Source organism: Myxococcales bacterium (assembly GCA_012517325.1).
Lineage (GTDB): Bacteria > Lernaellota > Lernaellaia > Lernaellales > Lernaellaceae > JAAYVF01.
This window is the reverse complement of sequence record JAAYVF010000003.1, coordinates 1-19661: the sequence shown is the minus strand read 5'-3', so window position 1 is coordinate 19661 and position 19661 is coordinate 1. Positions and strand designations below refer to the sequence as shown.

The 19661-nt window shown below is 63.0% G+C and carries 16 protein-coding genes; 4 read left to right on the top strand and 12 right to left on the bottom strand.

What is annotated here, in order from left to right:
• Nucleotides 1-18 precede the first annotated feature (18 nt).
• A complete protein-coding gene (locus GX444_00265; GenBank protein ID NLH47015.1) occupies nt 19-702 on the top strand; it encodes a CPBP family intramembrane metalloprotease in 684 nt (227 codons plus the stop codon).
• 19 nt (nt 703-721) lie between these two features.
• On the opposite strand, the gene GX444_00260 is transcribed toward GX444_00265, so the two are convergent.
• The 7 genes from GX444_00260 to xseB all read right to left on the bottom strand — a co-directional run bounded on the left by GX444_00260 (nt 722) and on the right by xseB (nt 9100).
• The gene (locus GX444_00260) at nt 722-1747 is read right to left on the bottom strand and encodes an HD domain-containing protein (protein ID NLH47014.1); all 1026 of its coding nucleotides are present in this window, start codon (nt 1745-1747) and stop codon (nt 722-724) included.
• 166 nt (nt 1748-1913) lie between these two features.
• Entirely contained in the window at nt 1914-2930 is a 1017-nt protein-coding gene (locus tag GX444_00255) for a hypothetical protein (protein NLH47013.1), read from the bottom strand.
• 21 nt (nt 2931-2951) lie between these two features.
• Nucleotides 2952-5084, bottom strand: coding sequence for an AAA family ATPase (locus tag GX444_00250; protein NLH47012.1), 2133 nt, complete (start codon nt 5082-5084; stop codon nt 2952-2954).
• Nucleotides 5081-6235 carry a DNA repair exonuclease gene (locus tag GX444_00245; GenBank protein ID NLH47011.1) on the bottom strand — a complete coding sequence of 385 codons (1155 nt, stop codon included), beginning with the start codon at nt 6233-6235 and terminating at the stop codon, nt 5081-5083. The genes GX444_00250 and GX444_00245 overlap by 4 nt, the downstream gene beginning before the upstream one ends.
• Nucleotides 6211-6957, bottom strand: coding sequence for a TlyA family RNA methyltransferase (locus GX444_00240; protein ID NLH47010.1), 747 nt, complete (start codon nt 6955-6957; stop codon nt 6211-6213). Before GX444_00240 ends, GX444_00245 begins: the two co-directional genes overlap by 25 nt.
• A complete protein-coding gene (locus tag GX444_00235; protein NLH47009.1) occupies nt 6954-8843 on the bottom strand; it encodes a 1-deoxy-D-xylulose-5-phosphate synthase in 1890 nt (629 codons plus the stop codon). Before GX444_00235 ends, GX444_00240 begins: the two co-directional genes overlap by 4 nt.
• Entirely contained in the window at nt 8840-9100 is a 261-nt protein-coding gene (xseB, locus tag GX444_00230) for an exodeoxyribonuclease VII small subunit (GenBank protein NLH47008.1), read from the bottom strand. The genes GX444_00235 and xseB overlap by 4 nt, the downstream gene beginning before the upstream one ends.
• A gap of 264 nt (nt 9101-9364) precedes the next feature.
• Here xseB and GX444_00225 point away from each other — a divergent pair, with 264 nt between their 5' ends.
• Complete coding sequence (locus GX444_00225; GenBank protein NLH47007.1) at nt 9365-9502, top strand: hypothetical protein; 138 nt, start codon at nt 9365-9367, stop codon at nt 9500-9502.
• Nucleotides 9503-9555: 53 nt separating this feature from the next.
• Here GX444_00225 and GX444_00220 read toward each other — a convergent pair whose 3' ends face one another.
• The 3 genes from GX444_00220 to GX444_00210 are packed head-to-tail and all read right to left on the bottom strand — an operon-like array spanning nt 9556 to nt 11457.
• Complete coding sequence (locus GX444_00220; GenBank protein NLH47006.1) at nt 9556-9732, bottom strand: hypothetical protein; 177 nt, start codon at nt 9730-9732, stop codon at nt 9556-9558.
• Nucleotides 9729-10568 carry a 16S rRNA (cytidine(1402)-2'-O)-methyltransferase gene (gene rsmI, locus GX444_00215; protein NLH47005.1) on the bottom strand — a complete coding sequence of 280 codons (840 nt, stop codon included), beginning with the start codon at nt 10566-10568 and terminating at the stop codon, nt 9729-9731. The genes GX444_00220 and rsmI overlap by 4 nt, the downstream gene beginning before the upstream one ends.
• Nucleotides 10569-10572: 4 nt before the next feature.
• On the bottom strand, nt 10573-11457 hold the full coding sequence (locus tag GX444_00210) for a hypothetical protein (protein NLH47004.1): 885 nt from the start codon (nt 11455-11457) through the stop codon (nt 10573-10575).
• A gap of 104 nt (nt 11458-11561) precedes the next feature.
• On the opposite strand from GX444_00210, the gene GX444_00205 reads away from it, so the two are divergent.
• Nucleotides 11562-13064, top strand: coding sequence for a hypothetical protein (locus tag GX444_00205; GenBank protein ID NLH47003.1), 1503 nt, complete (start codon nt 11562-11564; stop codon nt 13062-13064).
• A complete protein-coding gene (locus tag GX444_00200) occupies nt 13061-14824 on the top strand; it encodes a hypothetical protein (protein ID NLH47002.1) in 1764 nt (587 codons plus the stop codon). Before GX444_00205 ends, GX444_00200 begins: the two co-directional genes overlap by 4 nt.
• Nucleotides 14825-14982: 158 nt before the next feature.
• Here the strand turns inward: GX444_00200 and GX444_00195 are convergent, their stop codons facing one another.
• Both GX444_00195 and GX444_00190 read right to left on the bottom strand, forming a co-directional pair.
• Entirely contained in the window at nt 14983-17886 is a 2904-nt protein-coding gene (locus GX444_00195) for a tetratricopeptide repeat protein (GenBank protein ID NLH47001.1), read from the bottom strand.
• Nucleotides 17887-17986: 100 nt separating this feature from the next.
• Nucleotides 17987-19450, bottom strand: a complete 1464-nt coding sequence (locus GX444_00190; protein ID NLH47000.1) for a hypothetical protein — start codon at nt 19448-19450, stop codon at nt 17987-17989.
• Nucleotides 19451-19661 lie beyond the last annotated feature (211 nt).

Sequence of the window (19661 nt, the reverse complement as noted above, 5' to 3'; positions counted from 1 at the left end):
CGGGGCGAGGTGAGCTTGATGGAATCGCGCGCCATGCGCTGGCTGACGGCCCGGCCGGCCCGGGAAGCCTTGATCGTCGCCGCCGCCGCGCCGGCGTTGATCGCCCTGTTTTACGCCGGCGGCCGCTTGGCGCCGCTCTGGAAAACCGCCGCCGGCCTGCTGGTCCCCAATCTGCTGCTCTGGTTGCCGCTCGGCCTGATCGTTTACTCGGGGCGCAACGCCGCCGATTTCGGCCTCACCACCCGGAATTGGCGCCTCGGTCTGCGTTGGGGTTTCGGCGCCGCGGCGGTGACGTTGCCGCTTTTTCTGCTGGGCGCCTGGCTGTTTTGGCGGGTCGCCGGCCACCGCCCGCCCGTCTGGCGCTTCGACCTGGGATTGCTCACCCGCCTGCCGGTGCAATTGGTGGCCGTCGCGCTGCCCGAAGAGGTGTTTTTTCGCGGTTACCTGCAAACGCTGTTCAGCCGCGCCTGGCCGGCGCGGTCGCGGCCGCTGATCGGCGCGGACGGCGCGGCGATTCTCGCGGCGAGCGCCTGTTTCGCGGTCGCGCACCTGGCCGCCGAACCGCGCCTGTATCGGCTGAGCGTCTTTTTTCCCGGCCTGCTTTTCGGTTTTTTGCGGGCGCGCACGGGCACGATTGCCGCGCCCATCGTGCTGCACACGCTGGCCAATCTGGCGATCTACGTGCTGGATGGCGGAGTCTGAGGCGCCGACGGCGCCGGGATCAGTTCTTGAAGCCCTTCACCTTGAGGAACAGCTTCACCAGTTCGGGATCGAATTGCGAGCCGGCGTTGCGCTCGACGATGTTCATCGCGCGTTCCGGATCGAGGGCCTGGCGGTAGGAGCGGTCGGAGGTCATCGCGTCGAAGGCGTCGCAAACGGCCATGATGCGGGCGCCCAGCGGGATCTCCTCGCCCTTGATGCCGTCGGGGTAGCCGGCGCCGTCGAAGGATTCGTGGTGGGCGCGCACGATGCGCGACAACCGCTTGAATTGCGGCACCTGCTCGATGATCTTCTGGCTGATCAGCGGGTGTTTTTTGATCAGCTCGTATTCCTCGGCCAGCAACTGGCCTTTTTTATTGAGCACCATTTCGCTGATGCCGATCTTGCCGATGTCGTGGAACAGGCCGGCCAGGTGCAGTTCCTCGACCTCGCCGGCGTTGAGTCCCACGGCCTCGGCCATGTTCATCACGTCGTCGGCGACGCGCCGGCTGTGGCCTTCGGTGTATTTGTCTTTCGCTTCCAGCGTGCTGACCAGCGAACGGATGGTGGAGATGAGCAGTTGCTGCTTTTCCTGGGTGTGCAGCCGCAGGGAGAGCATCTTTTCCTTGATCTTCTTCTCCATGTTCGATTGCAGCTCTTTGTTGCGGAGCATCAGGCGGCGCTTTTCCATGGCGCGCTTGACCGACAGCAGCAGATCGTAGGCGTGCACCGGCTTGGCGATCAGGTCGTACGCGCCGCTGTCGATGATCCGGCGCACGTTGTCGATGTCGGTGTAGGAGGTCAGCACGATGACATCGAGGCCGAAACGGCCCTGCTGCACGTAGTTGAGCATTTCCAGGCCGGCGGAGTTGGTCAGGCCGACGTCGGTCAGCATCAGGTCGATTTCTTCCTCGTGCAGGACCCGGCGGGCCTCGGCGGAGGTGGCGGTTTCGAAAATCGTATAACCGGCGGAACCCAACACATCCGTGATGGCTTCGCGGACATAGGATTCTGGCTCGATCACCAAGATGTTTGCGTTCAAATGCATCGTGCCAATCACCTCACAAACCACCATTATAGCAAAATGCCGGCAATTAATAAAGTATTTATTAGAAAACAAAGGCAACGATTTTTTATTGAGACTCCGGTTCTTCGTGACAAAACAGCGGTGCGCGGAAAACAACGGTTCGAGGAAATTGCTTTATTTTTCGATATTATAGGATTTGCATGGCGCGAATCGCCGTTTCATCCAGTTCAAGCGCGGTCGCCAAAACGCGTTCTGAACGGTCGCTCAAAAAGCGCGCCGAAACGCGCGCTTCGGCGGGCGGTTTGCCCCACCGCTTCATCAGGGCGGCGGCGGTTTCCAGCGACGCCGGGTCGGCCGAGCCGACCAGCAGCGCCGTCGGTCCCGGCCATTCGAGCGGTTCCAACAGGACCGTCCCGGCCGCCTGGTGCCGCTGGATCGCGTGGTTTTCCTGCTCGTTGCGGCTGACGATCACCTTGGCCCCGCCGGGCAGCGCCAGGTGGCGGCCGACGTTGAGCAGGTACAGGTCGTCGTGGCCGATCGCGGTTTTCAACGCCAGCAAGTGCCGCAGCCGTTGGCTGTAAACGTGGTCGGTCAACAGGCAGCCGCCGGCCGATCCCGGCGGATCGGCGATGCCCAGCTCGGTGGCCAGCGCCAACTGCGGTTTACGGCCGCGGCCGGAAAAGGCGAGCAGCTTGTCGCGGTCCACCAGGCCCTCGAGTTCCGGCCGAGTCGGTTCCAGCAGCTTGGCCGACAGCGGACGCAGCAAACGATCCGCCAGCCCGGACTGCTGCGCGATGATCTGCAAGCTCGGCAATTGCTGGCTCATCGGCCGCTGTCCGAGGACCTCGCCGGTAAACACGAAATCGAATCCTTCGCCGGTCATGATTTCCCGCGCCCGGGCCAGCAGGTGAATCTTGCAATCGACGCAAGGATTCAGGTTTTTCCCGTGGCCGTAACGCGGCGCCCGGATGATTTCGAGAAAGCCCGGCCAGACATCGACGATCCGCAGCGGCACGCCGAGCCGTTCGGCCCACTGCGCGGCGCGGTTTCCTTTCCCGGCGGCGGGGTGCGGGTCGATGAACGGCGCGGTGAAATGCAGCGCCAGAACCTCCACGCCCAGATTTGCCAGCAGACGGGTGGCCAGCAGCGAGTCCAGACCGCCGGAAAACATCGATAAGGCGCGGACCTTTTTCGGTTCGCTCACGGGTGCCGTTCCTCCGTTTGCTCAGGGCAGCGCGATCACGCGGGCGCGATCGCCGGCCGCCGCGACCAGCGCCTCGTCGGGCGTGAACAGAATGATCTGGCGCTCGTCGGCGATGCGCGCCAGCAATTCCAGCAGCCGGGCGCGGCGTTCGCGATCGTAACCGACCGCCGCGTCGTCGAGCCACAGTGGCGCCCGCCGGTCGCCGGTCAGGTGATCGAGCAGCGCCAACCGGCAGCAGAGCAGCAATTGATCGCCGGTCGCGCGGGAAAGCAGGTCCAGGTCGAAGGTCGCCTCGCGATCGGTCAGCAGCGGCGACAGGTTCTGGTCGACGGCCACGCGACGCCGGTTGTCGGCGACCAGCAGGTCGAACAGGCGTTGGGTCGTCGCGGCGAGGCGGATCAGATCCTCGCCCATGAATTCGTCGCGGGCGCGATCCAGGGTTTCCAGAGCGAGCCACAGCGCTTCACTTTCCTGTTTGAGGTATTCGCGCTCGGCTTCGTAATCCTGCAAGGCTTCTTCCCAGGCCGTGGGGTTGTCGAGCCGCCCCTGGCACTGCGCCAGCCAGGCCAGCGCTTCGTCGCGTTCCGTCCGGGCCTTTTCCTGCGCCGATTCCAGCGCCGTCAACCGCGCGACCAGGGCGCCGAGTTGATCGGTGTCGTAAGCGGCGATCGCCGGCGGGGCCGCTTGCCGCGATTTCTTTTCGTCCTGCAGGCGCTCTTCCTCGGCCCGCAACCGCTTTTGCGCCTCGGCCAGGTTTTCGGCCGACGGCAAAATCTCCTTCTGCGAAGCCAGGGTTTCGAGCTGATGGCGCAACTGTTGCACGATTTCCAGGCGACGCAGCACGTCCTCAAGTTCACCCAGATGCAGGTGATCGAAACCGGCGCCGATCGCCAGGTTACCGGCTTCGGCCAACGCCTGGTCGCGGTCGGCCGCCAGATCGGCGAGGCGCGCCTGCAGAATTTTTCCGGCGGTCAGCCGGCCGAGCCAGGTCCGCAGGGCGAGGCCCAGAAAAACCAGCACGAACAATCCGCTCACCGCCGCCACGGTCGGCCGCCAGGACGGCAACAGGAAAATGCCGGCCGCGCCCAGCGCCGCGGCGAGCCCGGTGGCGATCAATTTCCAGGCCAGGTCGCCGGCGCTTTGCAGTTGGGTTTGATCGGTCAATTCCCGGCGCTTTTCCTCGCGTTCGGCGGCGGAGGCCAGGAGGCTGCGTTTGCGCCGCAGGTTCTGAATCTGGCCGGCGGTCAGGGAGTCGACTGCGGCGTGCGCCTGCAATTCGCGCCGGCACTCGTTTTCGCGGGCTTCCAGGTCGCGCCAGCGCTGCTGATCGACGTCCAGGTTGCGCGCTTTTTCCCGCAGGGTGTCGAGCTTCTCGTCGAGCTCGAGCAGGGCGCCCAGCCGGTCGATTTTTTGGTTGGCGGCGCGCATTTCGTTTTCGATCGCCGCCAGCCGCTGCGCGGCCGCCGTGAATCCCTGCTCGGCCTTGCGCCATTCCTCGGCCGAGCGGTGCGCCTGTTCCAGCATCCGCCGCGCCTCGGCGATCCGTTCCTCGACGTTTTCCAGCCGGCCGTTTTTAACTCGTTTGCGGCCCGCCGGGTTGACCTTCGTCAGGGCGAAATACTTGTCCTGGAGGCTCTTGGCCACCTGGGCGTGATCGTGCAGCAACCGTCCCGAAAGTATCTGCCGGATACGTTCGGCGGCCTCGGCCGGCAGGACGCGCTCCAGGTTGCCGCCGAGCAGGGGCGGCAGGAGTTGCGGATCGGGCAGGGCGAACAGCGAACCGATAATCTGGCGGAAGGCTTGCACGTTGGCGCTGCGGCCCTTGGGGGAAACGACCGCGCGGAATTTTTCCTCGGCGCGGCCGTCCCGCACCTGCGAAATTTTCACCTCGTGCGAGGCGAAATCCCGATCGACGATCCACGATTCCGCGTCGGTTTCCAGCCGCACCGCGGCGCCGAACGATCCCTGGTGCGGCCGATGATGGCGGCGCTCCGCCTCGGCGTCGCCGACGAGCACCGCCAGGATCGTCCAGGCGATGGTCGATTTACCCGCTTCGTTGGGGCCGACGACGATATTGAGGCCGGGGCCGAATTCCACTTCCCGTTGCTCGAAGGGGCCCAGTTGGTCCAGGCGGAGTTTGGCCAGGTAAATCATGCCGCGCCCCCGGAGCGATGGCGGTCGAATTCCAGCACCAGGTGGGCGAGGGCGCGTTGCGCGAGCCGGCGCTGCCGCGGATCGGTTTCGCCTTCGAGGTGGCGCAACAACAGCGAAATGGCGTGGCCGCGCACCGAGGGTTCGCGGGCCAGATCGGCCAGCCGGTGACTGGCCGACAAATCGGTTTCGTCGACCAGTTCGAGATAGGCGAAGCGGTCGGCGGTGCGGGCGTGCAAGGCTTCCGGATCGAGCGGCTCGTCGATCAGCCCCTGCAGGCGCAACCGCGCGTACACGTTCGCGCCGCCGTGCGCCTCGATGGCGTGGACGAGGGCGGCCTCGTCGGCCGAGCCGGCGCAGTCGAGGGCCGCCGCGGCACAGACGCCGCTGCCGACGGCGTGGGGAAAGACATGCACGCCGTCCCGGTCGGCGGTGACGAGCAAGGCCAGGCGCGGCCCGGTCTCGCCGAAACGCAGGCTTTCCGGGGTGCCGGGATAGCAGCCGACGAGCCGGCCGGTGAAGCGGATTTCGGCGAACGTGTGAAAGTGACCGAGCGCGACGTAGTCGAGTTGCAGATTCGCGAGTTGGGGCGGCGTGACCGGCAAGTCTTTGTGTTCCACCGCCAAACCGGTCTGCGCCAGCACGGTGGCGTGCAACAACGCGACGTGCGTCCCTTCGGCGCCGCGCGATTTCAGCGAGTCCAGGTCGGCCGGTTTGCCGGGCAGGGCCGAGAGGCCGTACAGCCACAGCGGGTTTTCGGCGGGGCCGGTTTTGACCGGCTTGTCGCAGGCAGGCGCGTCGAACCAGTGCAGGTTCTCGTGGGCCAGCACGGGCCGCCCGTTTTCGAGGCCCAGGTAATCGTGTGTTCCCGCCACGGCGAACGCGGGGATGCCGGCCGCGGCGAGCCGGTCCAGCGCCTGCCGCGCCACGCCCAGCGCGGCGCCGTCGGGCCGGGTGGAATCGAACAGGTCGCCGGCGATGAGAAAGGCATGGACTTTTTCGGCGATCGCCAGATCCACCAGGCGGGCGATCGCCTGCCGCTGATCCTCACGCCGCCGCGCGGCCGCTTCGCCGAAAGAGGCGAAGGCGTGGCCCAGGTGCCAGTCGGCCGTATGTAAAAAGCGCGCCGTCATCCCGCCGGTTTCTCCAGCCAAAGAAATATTTCCTGGTTGCCCTTGGGGCCCGTGATCGGCGAGGGCACGCGGCCCCGGTCGACCAGGCCGAGCGTCGCCGCGCCGGCGGCGACTTTTTCGACGCAGGCGGCGATGATCAGCGGATCCTTCACGACGCCGCCCTTGCCGACTTGCGCCCGCCCGGCCTCGAACTGCGGTTTCACCAGCGCCAGCAGGAATCCGCCCGGCCGCACATGCGCCGCCACGCCGGGCAGAATCAGGGTGAGCGAAATGAAACTCACGTCGATCACCGCGCCGTCGAAGAGCGCGCCCGCGAAAAAATCGGCCGGCAGGTCGCGCGCGTTCCAGCGTTCGATGCAGGTTACGCGCGGGTCGCGCCGCAATTTCATCGCCAGTTGCCCGTAGCCGACATCCACCCCGGTGACGGCCGCCGCGCCGTGCTCCAGCAGTGCGTCGGTGAAACCGCCCGTCGATTGGCCGATGTCGAGAAAGCGGCCGCCGGCGAGCGGCAAGGGGAACGCCGCGAGCGCGCCGACGAGCTTGTCGCCGCCGCGGCTGACGTAGCGGCTGCCCTCGTCCTTGAGGCGAATCGCGGCGGCCGGATCGGTCGGGGAGCCGGCTTTGGTTTCCGGGCGGTCGTTGACGAGCACGAGGCCGGCCATGATCAGCGCCTTGGCCTTCTCGCGTGAGGGCGCCAGGCCGCGGTCGAACAGCAGTTGATCGAGGCGGACCTTGGCGGTCATGGCGCGTCGGCGCGGCCGAGTTCGCGCACGGCGGCGACGATGCCGGCGACGTCGATGCCGGTGCGGCGGCGCAACGCCTCCGGCGCGCCGTGTTCGATGAACCGATCGGGCAGCGCCACGAGGCGCGTTTTCACGTCGGCGAGACCGCGCGCCGACAAGAGCTCGAGCACCGCCGAACCGAAGCCGCCCAAACCGCTGCCTTCCTCCACCGTGACCACGCGCCGGGTCTTCGCGGCCCATTCCGCGATCAACTCGCCGTCGAGCGGCTTGACGAAGCGGGCGTTGATGACCGCGGCGTCGAGGCCCTCCTTCGCCAGGATGGCGGCGGCCTCCAGGGCCGGATAAACGCGGTTGCCGATCGCGACGATGACGGCGTCGTTTCCCGGTTTTTTCAATTCACCCTTGCCCAGTTCCAGAATCCGCGGCGGATCGGGCAGCGGCACGCCGGCGCCGGCGCCGCGCGGATACCGCACCGCGACGGGCCGCCGGTAGGCGAAGGCGCTGGCCAGCATGTCGACCAGTTCCGCCTCGTCGCTGGCGGCCATCAGCACGATCTCGGGAATGTGGCGCAGGTAGCACAGATCGAAAACGCCGTGGTGCGTCGGGCCGTCGTCGCCGACCAGGCCGCCGCGGTCGAGGGCCAGAACGACCGGCAGTTTTTGCAGGCAGACGTCGTGGACGATCTGGTCGTAGGCGCGCTGCAGGAAAGTGCTGTAGATCGCGGCGATGGGCTGAAATTCCGCCTTGGCCAGGCCGGCCGCGAAGGTGATGCCGTGTTGTTCCGAGATGCCGACGTCGTAAGAGCGGTCGGGGAACTGCGCGGCGAATTTTTCCAGGCCCGTCCCGCTGGGCATGGCGGCGGTGATCGCCACGATCCGCGGGTTTTCGCGGCCCAGCCGGACCATCGTGTCGGCGAACACCTCGGTGTAACTCGGCGGGCCGCCGGCCTTGCTTTTCGCCTGGCCGCTCGCCAGGTCGAAGACGCCGACGCCGTGGAACTTATCGGGGTTCGTTTCCGCCGGCGGATAACCCTTGCCCTTGACCGTCTGCACGTGCACCAGCACCGGCTCGGTGGCGCGGTTGACGTTGTGGAAGGTGCTGATCAGCAGGTCGAGATTGTGGCCGTCGAGCGGCCCCACGTAGCGGAAGCCCAGCGCTTCGAACAGAAAACCGGGCGCCAGAAAGGCCTTGATCGCCTCTTCCATCCGGTGCGCCGTGTGGTACATGTCCTCGCCGACGATCGGGATGCCCTTCAAAAACAGCTTGAGGCGGCGGCGGATCGCCTCGCCGGCGCGGCTCAGATAACGCCGGCTCAGGTAGCCCGACAACGCGCCGACGTTGGGGCTGATGCTCATTTCGTTGTCGTTGAGCACGATGATGATGTTGCGGCTGAGTTGCCCGGCATGGTTGAGGCCCTCGTACGACATGCCGGCGGTCATCGAGCCGTCGCCGATCACCACCACGACCTTGCGGTCGTCGCGCCCCGCCAGGTGATTGCCCTCCACCAGGCCGACGCCGGAGCTGATCGAGGTGCCGCTGTGCCCGACCATGAATTTATCGTGCTCGCTTTCGGCCGGATTGGGAAAACCGGAGATGCCGTCGAGCTGCCGCAGCGTCCCGAAGCGGTCGCGCCGGCCGGTCAGCAATTTGTGGGTATAGGCCTGATGGCCGACGTCCCAAATGATGCTGTCCTGGGGGCTGTCGAACACATAATGCATGGCCAGGGTCAGTTCCACCGTTCCCAGGTTGGACGCCAGATGTCCGCCGGTTTCGCAGACGGTGGCCAGAATCGCCGTGCGGATTTCCCGCGCCAACTCCGTCAATTCATCGGGATTCAGCGTTTTCAGATCGGCGGGCGATTGGATGCGCGTAAGAAGATTGGTCAACGATTCTGCTCCTCGTCGGCGTCGTCCTCGTCGTCGGTCGTTTCGATTTCGAGCGGTTTGGCGACGACCTGGCCGTTCTCGCCGGCCAACAGCACCTCGACCCGCTTTTCGGCGGTTTGCAGGGTCGCCGCCAGGGATTGCGAGAGTTTCATCCCTTCCTCGAAGGTGTCGACCGCGTTTTCCAGCGGCAGATTGCCCGTTTCGAGGCGGGTGACCAACTCTTCCAACCGCGCCAGGCGTTCCTCGAAGGATTCCATCCCGCTTTTCGCTTTTCGCACCATGCAGGCCTCCATTTTCGGAAGCGAAAGTTCAGACGAAAAAACATATTGTCATCGTCGCCCGGCAGGGTCAATCACGAAGCGGGCGGGGAGGGGTCTCTCCGGGCGAAAAAGGTGCGCGGCCGGATGATTTTTCGTTTTTTTACCGGGTTTTCGCGGAGTGACGGCGTTTGACAGCCTTTTTCAATTGCAGTATATAACGCGCTCCACGCGAAAGCGGGTAGGTTATTCAGGAGGTTTGCGATGGCTTCGAATACCAAGATGACCGTGATGAAACGCAAGCGGCGGGATCGCGACCAGGCCAAAGCGCGCAAGCGCCGGGACGCCAAGGGCGTGACGCCACCGTTCCCGATCCATAAGGAAACGGCCGAGGCCAAATAGCGTTTTCCCTGGAAACGCCGCCGCCGTTCCCGCCAGCCGGCGGGGACGGCTGTTTATTTAAAACAGCCGAGCTGGCAGGCGGCGATCTTGATTTTTTCCGCGTTGGCCGCGTCGCCGATCCGCTTGGGAGGCACGCCCAGTTCGTCCGCCAGTGCCAGCGCCACCCGGCAGGGCAATCGGTTTTCGATCGCTTTTTCCCTTACTTTGGCGCGAATCTCTTCGTCGCTCATTCCGGTTCATCCTCCGTCAGTGCGCGGTAGACGGCCTTTTTATCGACCCCGGTGAACAGCGCCGCCGCCGTCGCCGCGTCCTTGGTTTTGAATCCCAGATCGTGTTTGAGCCGCCGGGCGCCGGCGATGGCCTGACCCAATTCGGCCGGCAGCGGCTTGGGCAACCGAAAGACGATGGTCACCTCGCCGAGGATTTCTTCCCGCCCGGCGAAGCGTTCCAGTACGTAACTGACGGGGCCGCGCACCGCCTCCTCGTGCAGCTTGGTCATTTCGCGCAGCACCGCGCAGGAAACGTCACCCAGCGCGTCGAGCAGGTCTTGCAGGGTCTCCGTCAACCGATTGGGCGACTCGTAAAGGACGACCGTGCCTTCCAGACGACGATACGATTCGAGCCGGTCGCGGCGCGCCGGGCCTTTGCGCGGCAGAAAGCCGTCGAACACAATGCGGTCCGGCGGCAGCCCGGAAAGCTGCAGCGCCATGATCGCCGCGCACGGGCCGGGCAGCGCCTCGACGGCGATTTCCTCGGCCAGGCAGGCGTACACGAGTTCATAACCCGGATCGGAAATCACCGGACTGCCGGCGTCGGTGACCAGGGCGATTTGCCGGCCGGCGCGCAATTCGGCCAGGATCTGGCCCGTGCGGCTTTTTTGATTTCCCTCGAAAAAGGAGAGCAGGGGTTTGTCGAGCGCCAGGTGCTGCAGCAGTCTCCCGGTGCGGCGGGTGTCCTCGGCGACGATCAGATCGGCACCGGCCAACGCGTCCCGCGCGCGGACAGTCAAATCGCCCAGGTTGCCGATCGGCGTGGCAACCAGCGTCAATTTGCCCGGATACGGCATTTCGTTATTCGATGTCGGCTTCGAAGGTCAGCATCGACCATTCGTCATCGTGGTAAGAGGGCGCGCCGAAATAATAAGAACCGGCACCCAGGTTGCCGATATCCACCAGGACCGGCATCTGGCAATTCGGATCGGCTTCGCCCGGCTGGTCCAGGTTGTACCAATCGTAGGCGAAGACGTGATACATGTTGCCGCTGCCGGAAACGTAGAATCGCTGGTCGGCCAGGTGATAGAGGTAGCAGGCCGCGATCCGCGCCTGGAAGGGCTGCGTTGCGGTGTCGCCGGCGGAGAACAACTCGACGTAGGGCACGTACCATTTGAAATTGTCGGCGCCGAGCGTCAGAGCGAATTCGAAGATTTCCGAACCGGCCTTTTCCTTCAGGCTGGTGCGCTCGATCCGCAGGGTGTAGTCGCCGGCGGGGATGCCGGTGATTTCGTAATTCAAATTGAAGGGGCACATGCAATCGGCCGGCGTCCCGATGTCGTTTTCAGTGACGGTGATTACGTCGTCTTCCAACGCGACCGCCACTTCGAGTTCAAAACCGCAATTGGCGTAGGCGAAAAGATCCTCGATCTGCAGAACGCCGCTGTCCCAGGCCACTTGCACGACGTCGATTGGATCTTCCATCGGATCCCAGATGTCGTCCTTCCCTTCGGCGTCATCCAGGCATTCGCTCTGCGTGGCGTTTTGCACGCCCAGATCGTCGTCGCCGGAATCGTCGTTGTCGTCGTTGTCGTCATCGTCGTCGCCGCTGTCGTCGTCGGTGTTGTTATCGTCATCGCCGGCGGCATTGTCGTCGTCATCGTCGTCATCGCCGCCGCCGCAAGCCATCGCCAAACCGAAAACCAGGGCCAAGCCCAGCAATAACCACAGCCAATTCGCTTTCATGGGGGGTCTCCTTCCTTAAAAAACCACTCCAGAGCGTACGAGGGGCCGCCCGATCCTGTCAAGTTGGGTTTTGGTTTTGCCGCCGACGATGCTACACTGCCCCGATGCAACGCAATCTCTTGATTTTGTTTCTGGCCGGGATACTGCTGGCTTGCTCGTCCGGCTCGCCCGGCGGACCGGCGGCGCGGCCGGCCCCGCCGAAGGAAAGCGGCGCCTGGTTGGCGACCTTGGATTACCCCGACGACGATCGCGATGTCGAGCGCCGCCTGGCGGCCCTCAAGCTGGGGGTGCACCGCGTGGAAGCGGCGCGCGAGTCGCTGATCCGCCATTTGCAAAACGATCGCGATCCGCGGGTGCGGGAAATCGCCGCCTATGCGCTGGGCCGGATCGGTGGGCCGACGGCCGCTGAAGCCCTGCTCGCGGCGCGCGAGGATCCGTCGGTCGAGGTCCGGTTGGCGGTCGTGGAAGCGCTGGCGACGCATCTCGACGGCCGGGTCGCGCCGGCGCTCGTCGAAATGGCCGACCAGAACGACGAGCGAGTTTCGCTGGCGGTCGCCCGCGCCCTGGCGGAGGCCGGGCGGCTCGACGAATCGTGGAAAATCACCGCGCCGCGCGAGGCGGTTTTCGAGGAAAAGCAGCCCGCGACGGCGGTATACGTCGATCCGACCGCCGGAGCCGACGAGGGCGACGGCTCGGCACAGAAACCGTTTCGGACCATCCAACGTGGGTTGACGGCGCTTTCGCCGGGCGGAACTTTGTGGTTGGCCGGAGTGAAGGACGAGCCGATCCGCGAAGCGGTCGCGATCCCCGCCGCTCTTTCCGGCGATCCGCGCCGGCCGACCCGCCTCCTGGCCTGGCCCGGTCGGCCGCGGCCGGTTCTATCACCGACCACTGCGATCACCGCGGCGGCTTGGCAAAAACAGGCTGACAGCCGCTGGCGGGCGAAGGCCGAACGGCAGGTGTTCGGCGCTTTTCTGCCGGCGGCCCCGGATCAAGTCGAGATCCTCGCCGCGGTCGCGAATCCGGGTGAACTGAAACCAAACACTTGTTGGTGGGACGCCGAGAAAAAGGAAGTGGTTTTGGATCTCGGCCCGGCCTCTTTGCCCAAGACCGTTGAGCTGGCTTATGCCGAGGACGCGTTGGTCGTGAACGGGGCGCACGACGTTTGGATCCAGGGGATCGACGTTCGCTTCGCTCCCGACTCGGGATTCGATGCCGAAGGCGCCCGGCGCGTTTCGTTTCTCGATTGCCGAGCGGAATTTTGCGATCGGCACGGTTTCTTTTTCTATTACTCGCCTGCCGGATTGATTTCTGGCTGCCGCGCCGAACGCTGCCGTTTTCAAGGCGTCAGCGTCCGTTCCAGCCCGCGGACGGTCGTGCTCGATTCGACCGCGATCGACAACGGCGTCGACGGGTTCTTGTTTTTGTACGACAGCGACGATTGCCTGGCGGTGCGGGCGAAAGCGACGGGCAATTTCCGCGGCATTTCCTTCATTGAAGGTTCCGATTACGGCCGGGTGATCGGCGGCGATTGCGCCGGCAACCGGCAAGGGACGATCGTTTTCGAATCCGGCTCGATCGGCGGGCAAGTGGTGCCGTTGCCATGAATCGCCGGATCGGGCTGCTGCTGGCTTTGTTGCTGGTCTTGGCCGTGCTGGCCGACCGCCTGCCGCTGCTCTACTACAGTGAGTACGTTTACGACGAAGAGGAATACAAAACCGGCTCGATCGCCGCGCTGATCATGGCCGGGCCCGAATTGCCCCTGCTTGAATATCAACCGGGCGATTACGAGGGCGGCACCCTGTTGTTCGGCTTGCTGACGATTCCGTATTTCCTGCTGTTCGGAAAAACCTACCTGGCGCTGAAGGGCGTGGCGCTGACCACGACGGTATTGATGGCGCTGTTCGCCTCCTGGTTCGCCTGGCGGCGGACGGGATGGCCCGGCGGACTGGCGACGGGAGCGCTGTTTCTGCTGCCGCCGGCCGCCGTGTTGCAGATCGGCCTGCTGCCGTGGGGCAACTACGCGGAAAACGCCATGCTGTCATTGGCGGCGTTTCTGCTGGTTTTCCGGCAGCTCGCGGCTCCGCGTCAGACCATCCGCGATTACCTCCTGCACGGGGTGTTTTTCGGCCTCGGCGTGTGGATCCATTACGGTTTCGCCGTCACGGTTCTCTGGCTGCTCGTTTTGTGGTGGCTGGCGCGGCCCGCCGGGGCGGGGTTCCGTCATGGAATGGCGGTGTTGGCGGGGGCGCTCGTCGGGCTTTTACCCTGGTTTTTGTACAACCTCACCCACGACTGGCGCGGCCTGGGGCGGTTGACCGACGCCGTCGGCAAGTCCACCGGCCTGGGGCGGCGGTTGGCGTCGGGCTTCGGCCGGCTTTGGCATTTGTGGACCAACGACCTGGCCTCCGGGCTTCATTTTCACGGTTTTTCCGTTCCGGCGATCCAGTTTTTGTCTTACGGATATCTGATTCTCGCTCTGTTCCTGTTCGGGATGTCGATCGCCTTTTATAGGCGCAAGCTAGCCGAAATGGGCCGGGCTCTGCTGCCCGGTTCCAGGCGGGTCGAAGCGGATGCGGCGTTCGGGGCGATGTTCCCCATCGGTTTCGTCCTGCTTTACTCGGTGGTTTTCAGTTTCAGCGATTACGGTTTATTGGCCCCGGAATGGGGCCTGTTGGATCCGGAGAGCCACGCGCATATTTTCATTCTTTATCCCATGCTGCTGTTGGCCGGCGGCCTGGCGGTCGGCGCGGCGTGGCCCGGACGCTGGCGCTATCCCGCCCTGGCGGCGCTCGTCGGCTTGCTCGGTCTGGGCGCGGTCGCCTATGCCGGCTTGTTGACCCCAGTCCGTCCGCAGGCCGAGCGATTGAAGAGCAATGCCTACGATCGCGACGTGATTTACATGGAAATCGGCATCAAATGGGGCGCCGAGCACGAACGGATTCAGCAGATCGAAAGGCGGCTGTCCGGGCCGGCGTTGCAGAGCTTTGTTTTCGGGGCCGGGATCAAATATGGCTTGGACCATGCGCGGCAGTTGAATATCGCTGTCGACAAATGCGCGGCACAACCCGATCCCTTGCTGCCTTACTGCTGGTTCGGCATCGGCGTCGGGCTTTACGAAGGGCGGCAACTGCCGGTCGAGGAATTGGATGCCTTGGTTCGCCGGGCGCCGTCCGGCTTGCAGCCCTGGTTGATCCTCGGCGGATGCACGGGCAACATCTGGGCCGGCCACCCCGATCATCCGCTCTGCGCGGAAGCGAGCCGCATCGACGTCGGCGCCCTGGTGCCTCCCGACAGCGCGGCGGCGCTACGGCAATTCGTGGCGGGTCATCTGGCGATGGCCGAGGTTCGTCCGGCCAAACAATAGCCGGCTAGCCGGGTGTTGAAAAACACCCGGCGTGCGATCCATGGATGGATCGCCATTTTCGGCAACTTCCGAAGTTGCCGAAAATGAAGCGAAATAAAAACCACGCTTTTTGTTGAGCGCGGTTGAAAAAGGCCAGGACGGCTTTTTTCAACAGCCTGCTAGGGATTGACCACCAGATCCTGATTCTGCGAAGCCCAGCAATCGAAATATTTGTTGCGAAGGAAGTCGTTCATTTTTTTGATTTCGTCGGTTTTCCGGGCTTTTTTCAAAATGCGCAGTTGCTCGGTGCCGATGCGGCAGCAGTCCATCGCATCGATACAGGTCGCTTGGGCGGTGGCCAGCAGATCCAGCGCCTTGTCCGTCTGTTGCTGCGCCGCGTAGACGGTGGCCTGGCCCAATTTCGCGACGATGGCCAGGCGGTCGTTGGACCGGTTCTGTTCCATTTTCTGGTACCACTGCAGGGCGCGGGAATAGTCACCATTGGCCAGATAAGGCCTGGCCAGCAAATCGTAGGCTTGGATGACGAGGTTGATGTCGGTGTTGGCCTGAATCACCCCCGACAACAGTTCCTCCAGGCGGGAACTCGGCGCGGTTTTTCTGGCGATCGCCTCGTCGGCCAGGCGTTCGGCGAGGACCAGGCGGGCGGTTCCGCCGAGATAACTTTTTTCCGGCTCGAGCGCGATGATTTTTTCGTAGAGCTTGTTGGCCAGGTTGATCCCTTCCGGGTCCTGCGCTCTGGTCGTCATCGCGAAATTCAGGGGAGTCTGTCCCGGCGCCCAGTTGATCGCGAGAATCTCCTGCAACCATTTGTTGGCTTTGGGCAGATTGTTGTTGATTCGTTCCAGATTCGATTGCTCCAGCAACGCCCAAAGGTGAAGTTCCTTATCCGGCGGCGGCAACGCGGTCAACTCGTTCAAGGTGATCGTCGCCTCGGCGATTTTGCCGCTTTGTTTTTGCAATTCGTACAGCCGCCGTTTCAGATTGATTTGCTGATCGCCGGTCGCGATCGTCAAAGCCTGGGTAATGGCGTTGGTGGCGCGGTCCACTTCGTTGCCTTCGATCAACATGGTCGCGTATTCTTCCAGCAAGGCGACCTTGGTTTCCGGGGCGTTGGGGTTGTCGGCGATTTCGCGCAACAGAGCGTAGGCGTCTTCGTACCGGCCGAGTCGGCGGTAAATATTGCTCAACTCTCTTTTGGCCCAGGCGGCGTAGTTTTTATTGGTCGTCCAAAGCAGGAATTCCTGAAGCAAGGAAATGGCTTTGTCGTTCTTGCCTTCATCGGCGTAAATCGTCGCCTGCCGGATGCGCGCTTCCTGATATTGCGGTTGGTCCGATTTGAAGTATTTGAGCGCTTCGTCGATGAGCCCGTGGGCCTGATCGAATTTCCGCAGGTTGCTGTAAACGATCGCCAGGCTCATTTTCGTGGAATTCTCGATTTCGGGAGAGACGGTATGGCTGATGATTTCCTGATACAATTTTTCGGCTTCGGCAAATTTTCCTTGCGAGGCCAGCAGGTTGGCTTCGTTGATTTTAGCGTAATCGTTTTCCTGCACGGCGTCCGGAAAAAGCTCGCGCAGGCGGGCGTAAATGGCGCGGGCGTCGTCAATCTGTTGGCTGAGTTCTTTAATATTGGCGCGCGTCATCATTGAACGCCGTAGCAGAAGCGGCGGAATCGCGGGCTCCTGTTCCAACGCCAGCAGGAGGTTTTCCGCCTCCGTATCTTGCCGCATTTCGTGGAGGGTCAATGCCCGATAGAAAAGGAATTGGAATTTGTCGGCCGGGGCGGCGGTACTGCCGTGTTTATCCAACAACGCCAAGATGGATTGCAACTGTTGCGGATCCTTGGTGAGGCCGATGACCTGGTTTAATAATTCGAACATTTGATCGGAAACGGTTTGGGCGGCCATCATTTTTTCCAACTCGGCAAAAAATCCCGCCATGTCCTGTTTGGCCAGGTAGAGCTGCAGAATTTCCAGCATCGCGTTGCGGCGTTCCATCTCCCCGATGTTGGGCACGGTCAAAGCCTCGCGGAGCGAGGCGAACGCGTTGGTGAAATCCTTCTTTGCCGCGTCAAGATGCGCGATATCGATTTGCGTGCGGAAAACCGCCTGATCGTTTTCATCCTTTTTCTGTCGCATCAGCAGAATTTTGTAATACTTCAGCGCTTGGTCGTAATCGCCTTTGCCGCTCGCCTCGTTGGCGTGACGGATTAATTTTTCTTCGCGCCAGGAAGAAGGGTTGTTCGTGGCGTTGTAGTAAAAGAAGACGATCAACGCGAAAACCGCGATGATGGCGGCCTTGCCTTTCGGAGTTTGCCAAATCGATTTGATCCACTTCCGCAGACGGCGTTTGCTGATGCGGCCGCCGGCGGCGAGGATCTTTGCCTGCTGGTCCTCGGTCAGCCCATTGACGTGGCGGAAATCGGCCTTGGTGTAGGGATTGTTTTCCAGCGTGAACTGCTTCACTTCGCTGGCGATGAACAGGGCGCGCGTCAGGTCGCAATCGCGGAAGGCGCTCTGCTCGGCGATCATTCCCGAAAAATCGGCCTGTTTGAGGCTGACGTGTTGAAACTCGGTTTGGTTGATCACCAGACAGGAAAAATCGGCCTGATCGATGGTGCAATCGATCAGCCGGCAATTGGTCAGCACGGCGTCGGGGGCGTTGGCGCGGGTGAAGTCGCAGGCCTCGAAAGTGCAGTTTTTAAATTCCACCCGCCGGGTGTTGAGTTGCGAAAAATTGACGTGCGAGAAGCGACAGTCGACCAACTGCCATTTTTGCGCCAGGACGCCGGAAAAATCCGCGCAATCGGCCTGGACTTTCACCCACGTGCCGCGAATGGACGAACCGCGCAGATTGGTCCGCAAGAGAGTCGTCCCGTTCAGGTCGGCGTCCAGCAAATCCGCTTTTTCCAAAATGGCGTTTTCCAGATTCATCCCGGCCAGCTTGGCTTTGCGCAAATTGGCGCCGGTCAGGTCGGCCTGGCGCAAATCCAGGTTGGTCAAATCCTGCTTCGCCAGCTTGGCCTTGCGATAATTCGTCCGTTTTTCGTTCAGCTCGGTCATATTAAACTCCGACACGTCATGAACTTGAATAATGGCCAATATTTCACTGTTTTGACCCGATGAAAAGGCTGCAAAATTTTAATGTGAAAATCGCGTCGCCCTACGGCGTCGTATCGTTGTCGTTGTCGTTATCGTTATCGTCGTTGTCGTCATCATCATCCGCGGCTTCCAAATAGGTCAACGGAAAAGTCGCCGGCCCGCTCGCCGAACCGCAGATATCCTCGACCGTCAGGCTGATCTCGTACGTTCCCGGCGCCAGGACCGGCGCGGGCAGATCGGTGGTCTGGTTGTTGCAGCCGGCGTCGGCGGGAAGGTTGAGCGAAACCGGGCGCCGGATGTTGTCGCCGGTCTGGTACAAGGCGACGCCGTGCCGCAGGTTGCAATCACCGTCCGACAGGTAAAGGCGCAGTACCGCGACGCTCGGCGGCGTCACTTGCGGATTTTCCTGGACCACGCCATCCACCAGCACTTCCACCTTGGTCAGGGTGGGGGCGGCATTGCCGCCGGCGGTGCAATAAGACTGGCGCGGCCAATCGAGCGAGGAAGCGCCGTTGTTGGCGGACGGCACGATGATCGTCGAGGCGCCGTCGGCCTGGTCGTAGACCTGGGCGCCGGTGCGGCCGTCACTGGCCAGGCGCACGAAGCCCAGGTAATTGCCTTTTCGATTCAGGCGGATCTTGCTGTTGACGGTGTTGCTGCCGCCGTCGATGTAAAGGTTCTGCTCCGCGTCGAAATCCCAGGCGTAGATGGTTTTTTCCGAAATGTAATAAAGCAATTTGCCGTCGGCCGACCACGCCGGTTCGGTCGGGCTGTTGGCCAGGTAAAATTGCAAAACGCCGGCGCGGTCGGTCACGATCGCCAACCCCCGGTTGAAGCTGCCGTCCGCGTTGGCCACCATCACCGACACCACGACGCGTTCGCCGTCGGGCGACCACCGCGGGAAGTAATCGCCGCTTTCCGGCACGATGAACGTCTCGTCGGGTTTGACCAGGCCGGTGAAATCCACCTGGGTCGGCGAGGTGTTGTCCGCGTCGGTCAGCACGACCCCCTGGTTGTTCAGATAGGCGACGCGCTCCAGGTCCGGCGAGTGGGCGCCGTAGCGGCCGTCCGCCGCGAAGGAGCGGCCACCGGTCGCATCGACGTGGCTTTCGTACAGCGTATTGGATTCCGGGTCGTGATAGAAATATTTGCGGCCGTTCGGCGCCAGATAGGCGTTGGTCGTGGTGGTCAGGGGAATGATCTGGCCGTCGGAGGGCCGGAGGATCACGGCTTCGTTCTGAGCGGTGAGCAGCAGGATCGCATCGGTCGCGCCGGCGGTCTGCATGAAAACGCCCACGACGGAAGACAGCAATTTGGCTTCGCGGGTGTCGAGGTTCAATTCATAGGTGCCGGCCTGACCGAGCCAGGTTCCGGAAAAATAGATGGAACCGTCGAAAGAGACGGAATCGTCGGCCGGTGTATCTTCGTCCGGCGGGCCCTTGGATTCGCCATGACAGGCTGGGAGGCCGGTCAAGGCGACGGCAATGGCGAATAAACAAAAGATGAGGTTGAACAAACGGCCCATGGATTCTCCGTCAACAATATACCGAGGGATTGTGTCGGCCGGGGTGTGGACTGTCAAGATGCGGTTCAATCGCTGTATTAGCTTAGCGACTTTGTCCCCTGTAACTGCTTAGCGATTATGTCCCCCATGAAGAAGGACATGATTTCGATGACTCCCAAGGAGTTACAGCGGATGAGGTTGCTGGTCTGCGTCCTGGAGGGGCAGCTGCCCC

What these genes read in the sequence shown, in the direction of transcription:
- GX444_00225 (NLH47007.1), top strand. Translation starts at nt 9,365, where the DNA reads ATGGCTTCGAATACCAAGATGACCGTGATGAAACGCAAGCGGCGGGAT.
- xseB (NLH47008.1), bottom strand. Translation starts at nt 9,100, where the DNA reads ATGGAATCCTTCGAGGAACGCCTGGCGCGGTTGGAAGAGTTGGTCACC.
- GX444_00220 (NLH47006.1), bottom strand. Translation starts at nt 9,732, where the DNA reads ATGAGCGACGAAGAGATTCGCGCCAAAGTAAGGGAAAAAGCGATCGAA.
- GX444_00200 (NLH47002.1), top strand. Translation starts at nt 13,061, where the DNA reads ATGAATCGCCGGATCGGGCTGCTGCTGGCTTTGTTGCTGGTCTTGGCC.
- GX444_00195 (NLH47001.1), bottom strand. Translation starts at nt 17,886, where the DNA reads ATGACCGAGCTGAACGAAAAACGGACGAATTATCGCAAGGCCAAGCTG.
- GX444_00210 (NLH47004.1), bottom strand. Translation starts at nt 11,457, where the DNA reads ATGAAAGCGAATTGGCTGTGGTTATTGCTGGGCTTGGCCCTGGTTTTC.
- GX444_00240 (NLH47010.1), bottom strand. Translation starts at nt 6,957, where the DNA reads ATGACCGCCAAGGTCCGCCTCGATCAACTGCTGTTCGACCGCGGCCTG.
- rsmI (NLH47005.1), bottom strand. Translation starts at nt 10,568, where the DNA reads ATGCCGTATCCGGGCAAATTGACGCTGGTTGCCACGCCGATCGGCAAC.
- GX444_00265 (NLH47015.1), top strand. Translation starts at nt 19, where the DNA reads ATGGAATCGCGCGCCATGCGCTGGCTGACGGCCCGGCCGGCCCGGGAA.
- GX444_00190 (NLH47000.1), bottom strand. Translation starts at nt 19,450, where the DNA reads ATGGGCCGTTTGTTCAACCTCATCTTTTGTTTATTCGCCATTGCCGTC.
- GX444_00260 (NLH47014.1), bottom strand. Translation starts at nt 1,747, where the DNA reads ATGCATTTGAACGCAAACATCTTGGTGATCGAGCCAGAATCCTATGTC.
- GX444_00205 (NLH47003.1), top strand. Translation starts at nt 11,562, where the DNA reads ATGCAACGCAATCTCTTGATTTTGTTTCTGGCCGGGATACTGCTGGCT.
- GX444_00250 (NLH47012.1), bottom strand. Translation starts at nt 5,084, where the DNA reads ATGATTTACCTGGCCAAACTCCGCCTGGACCAACTGGGCCCCTTCGAG.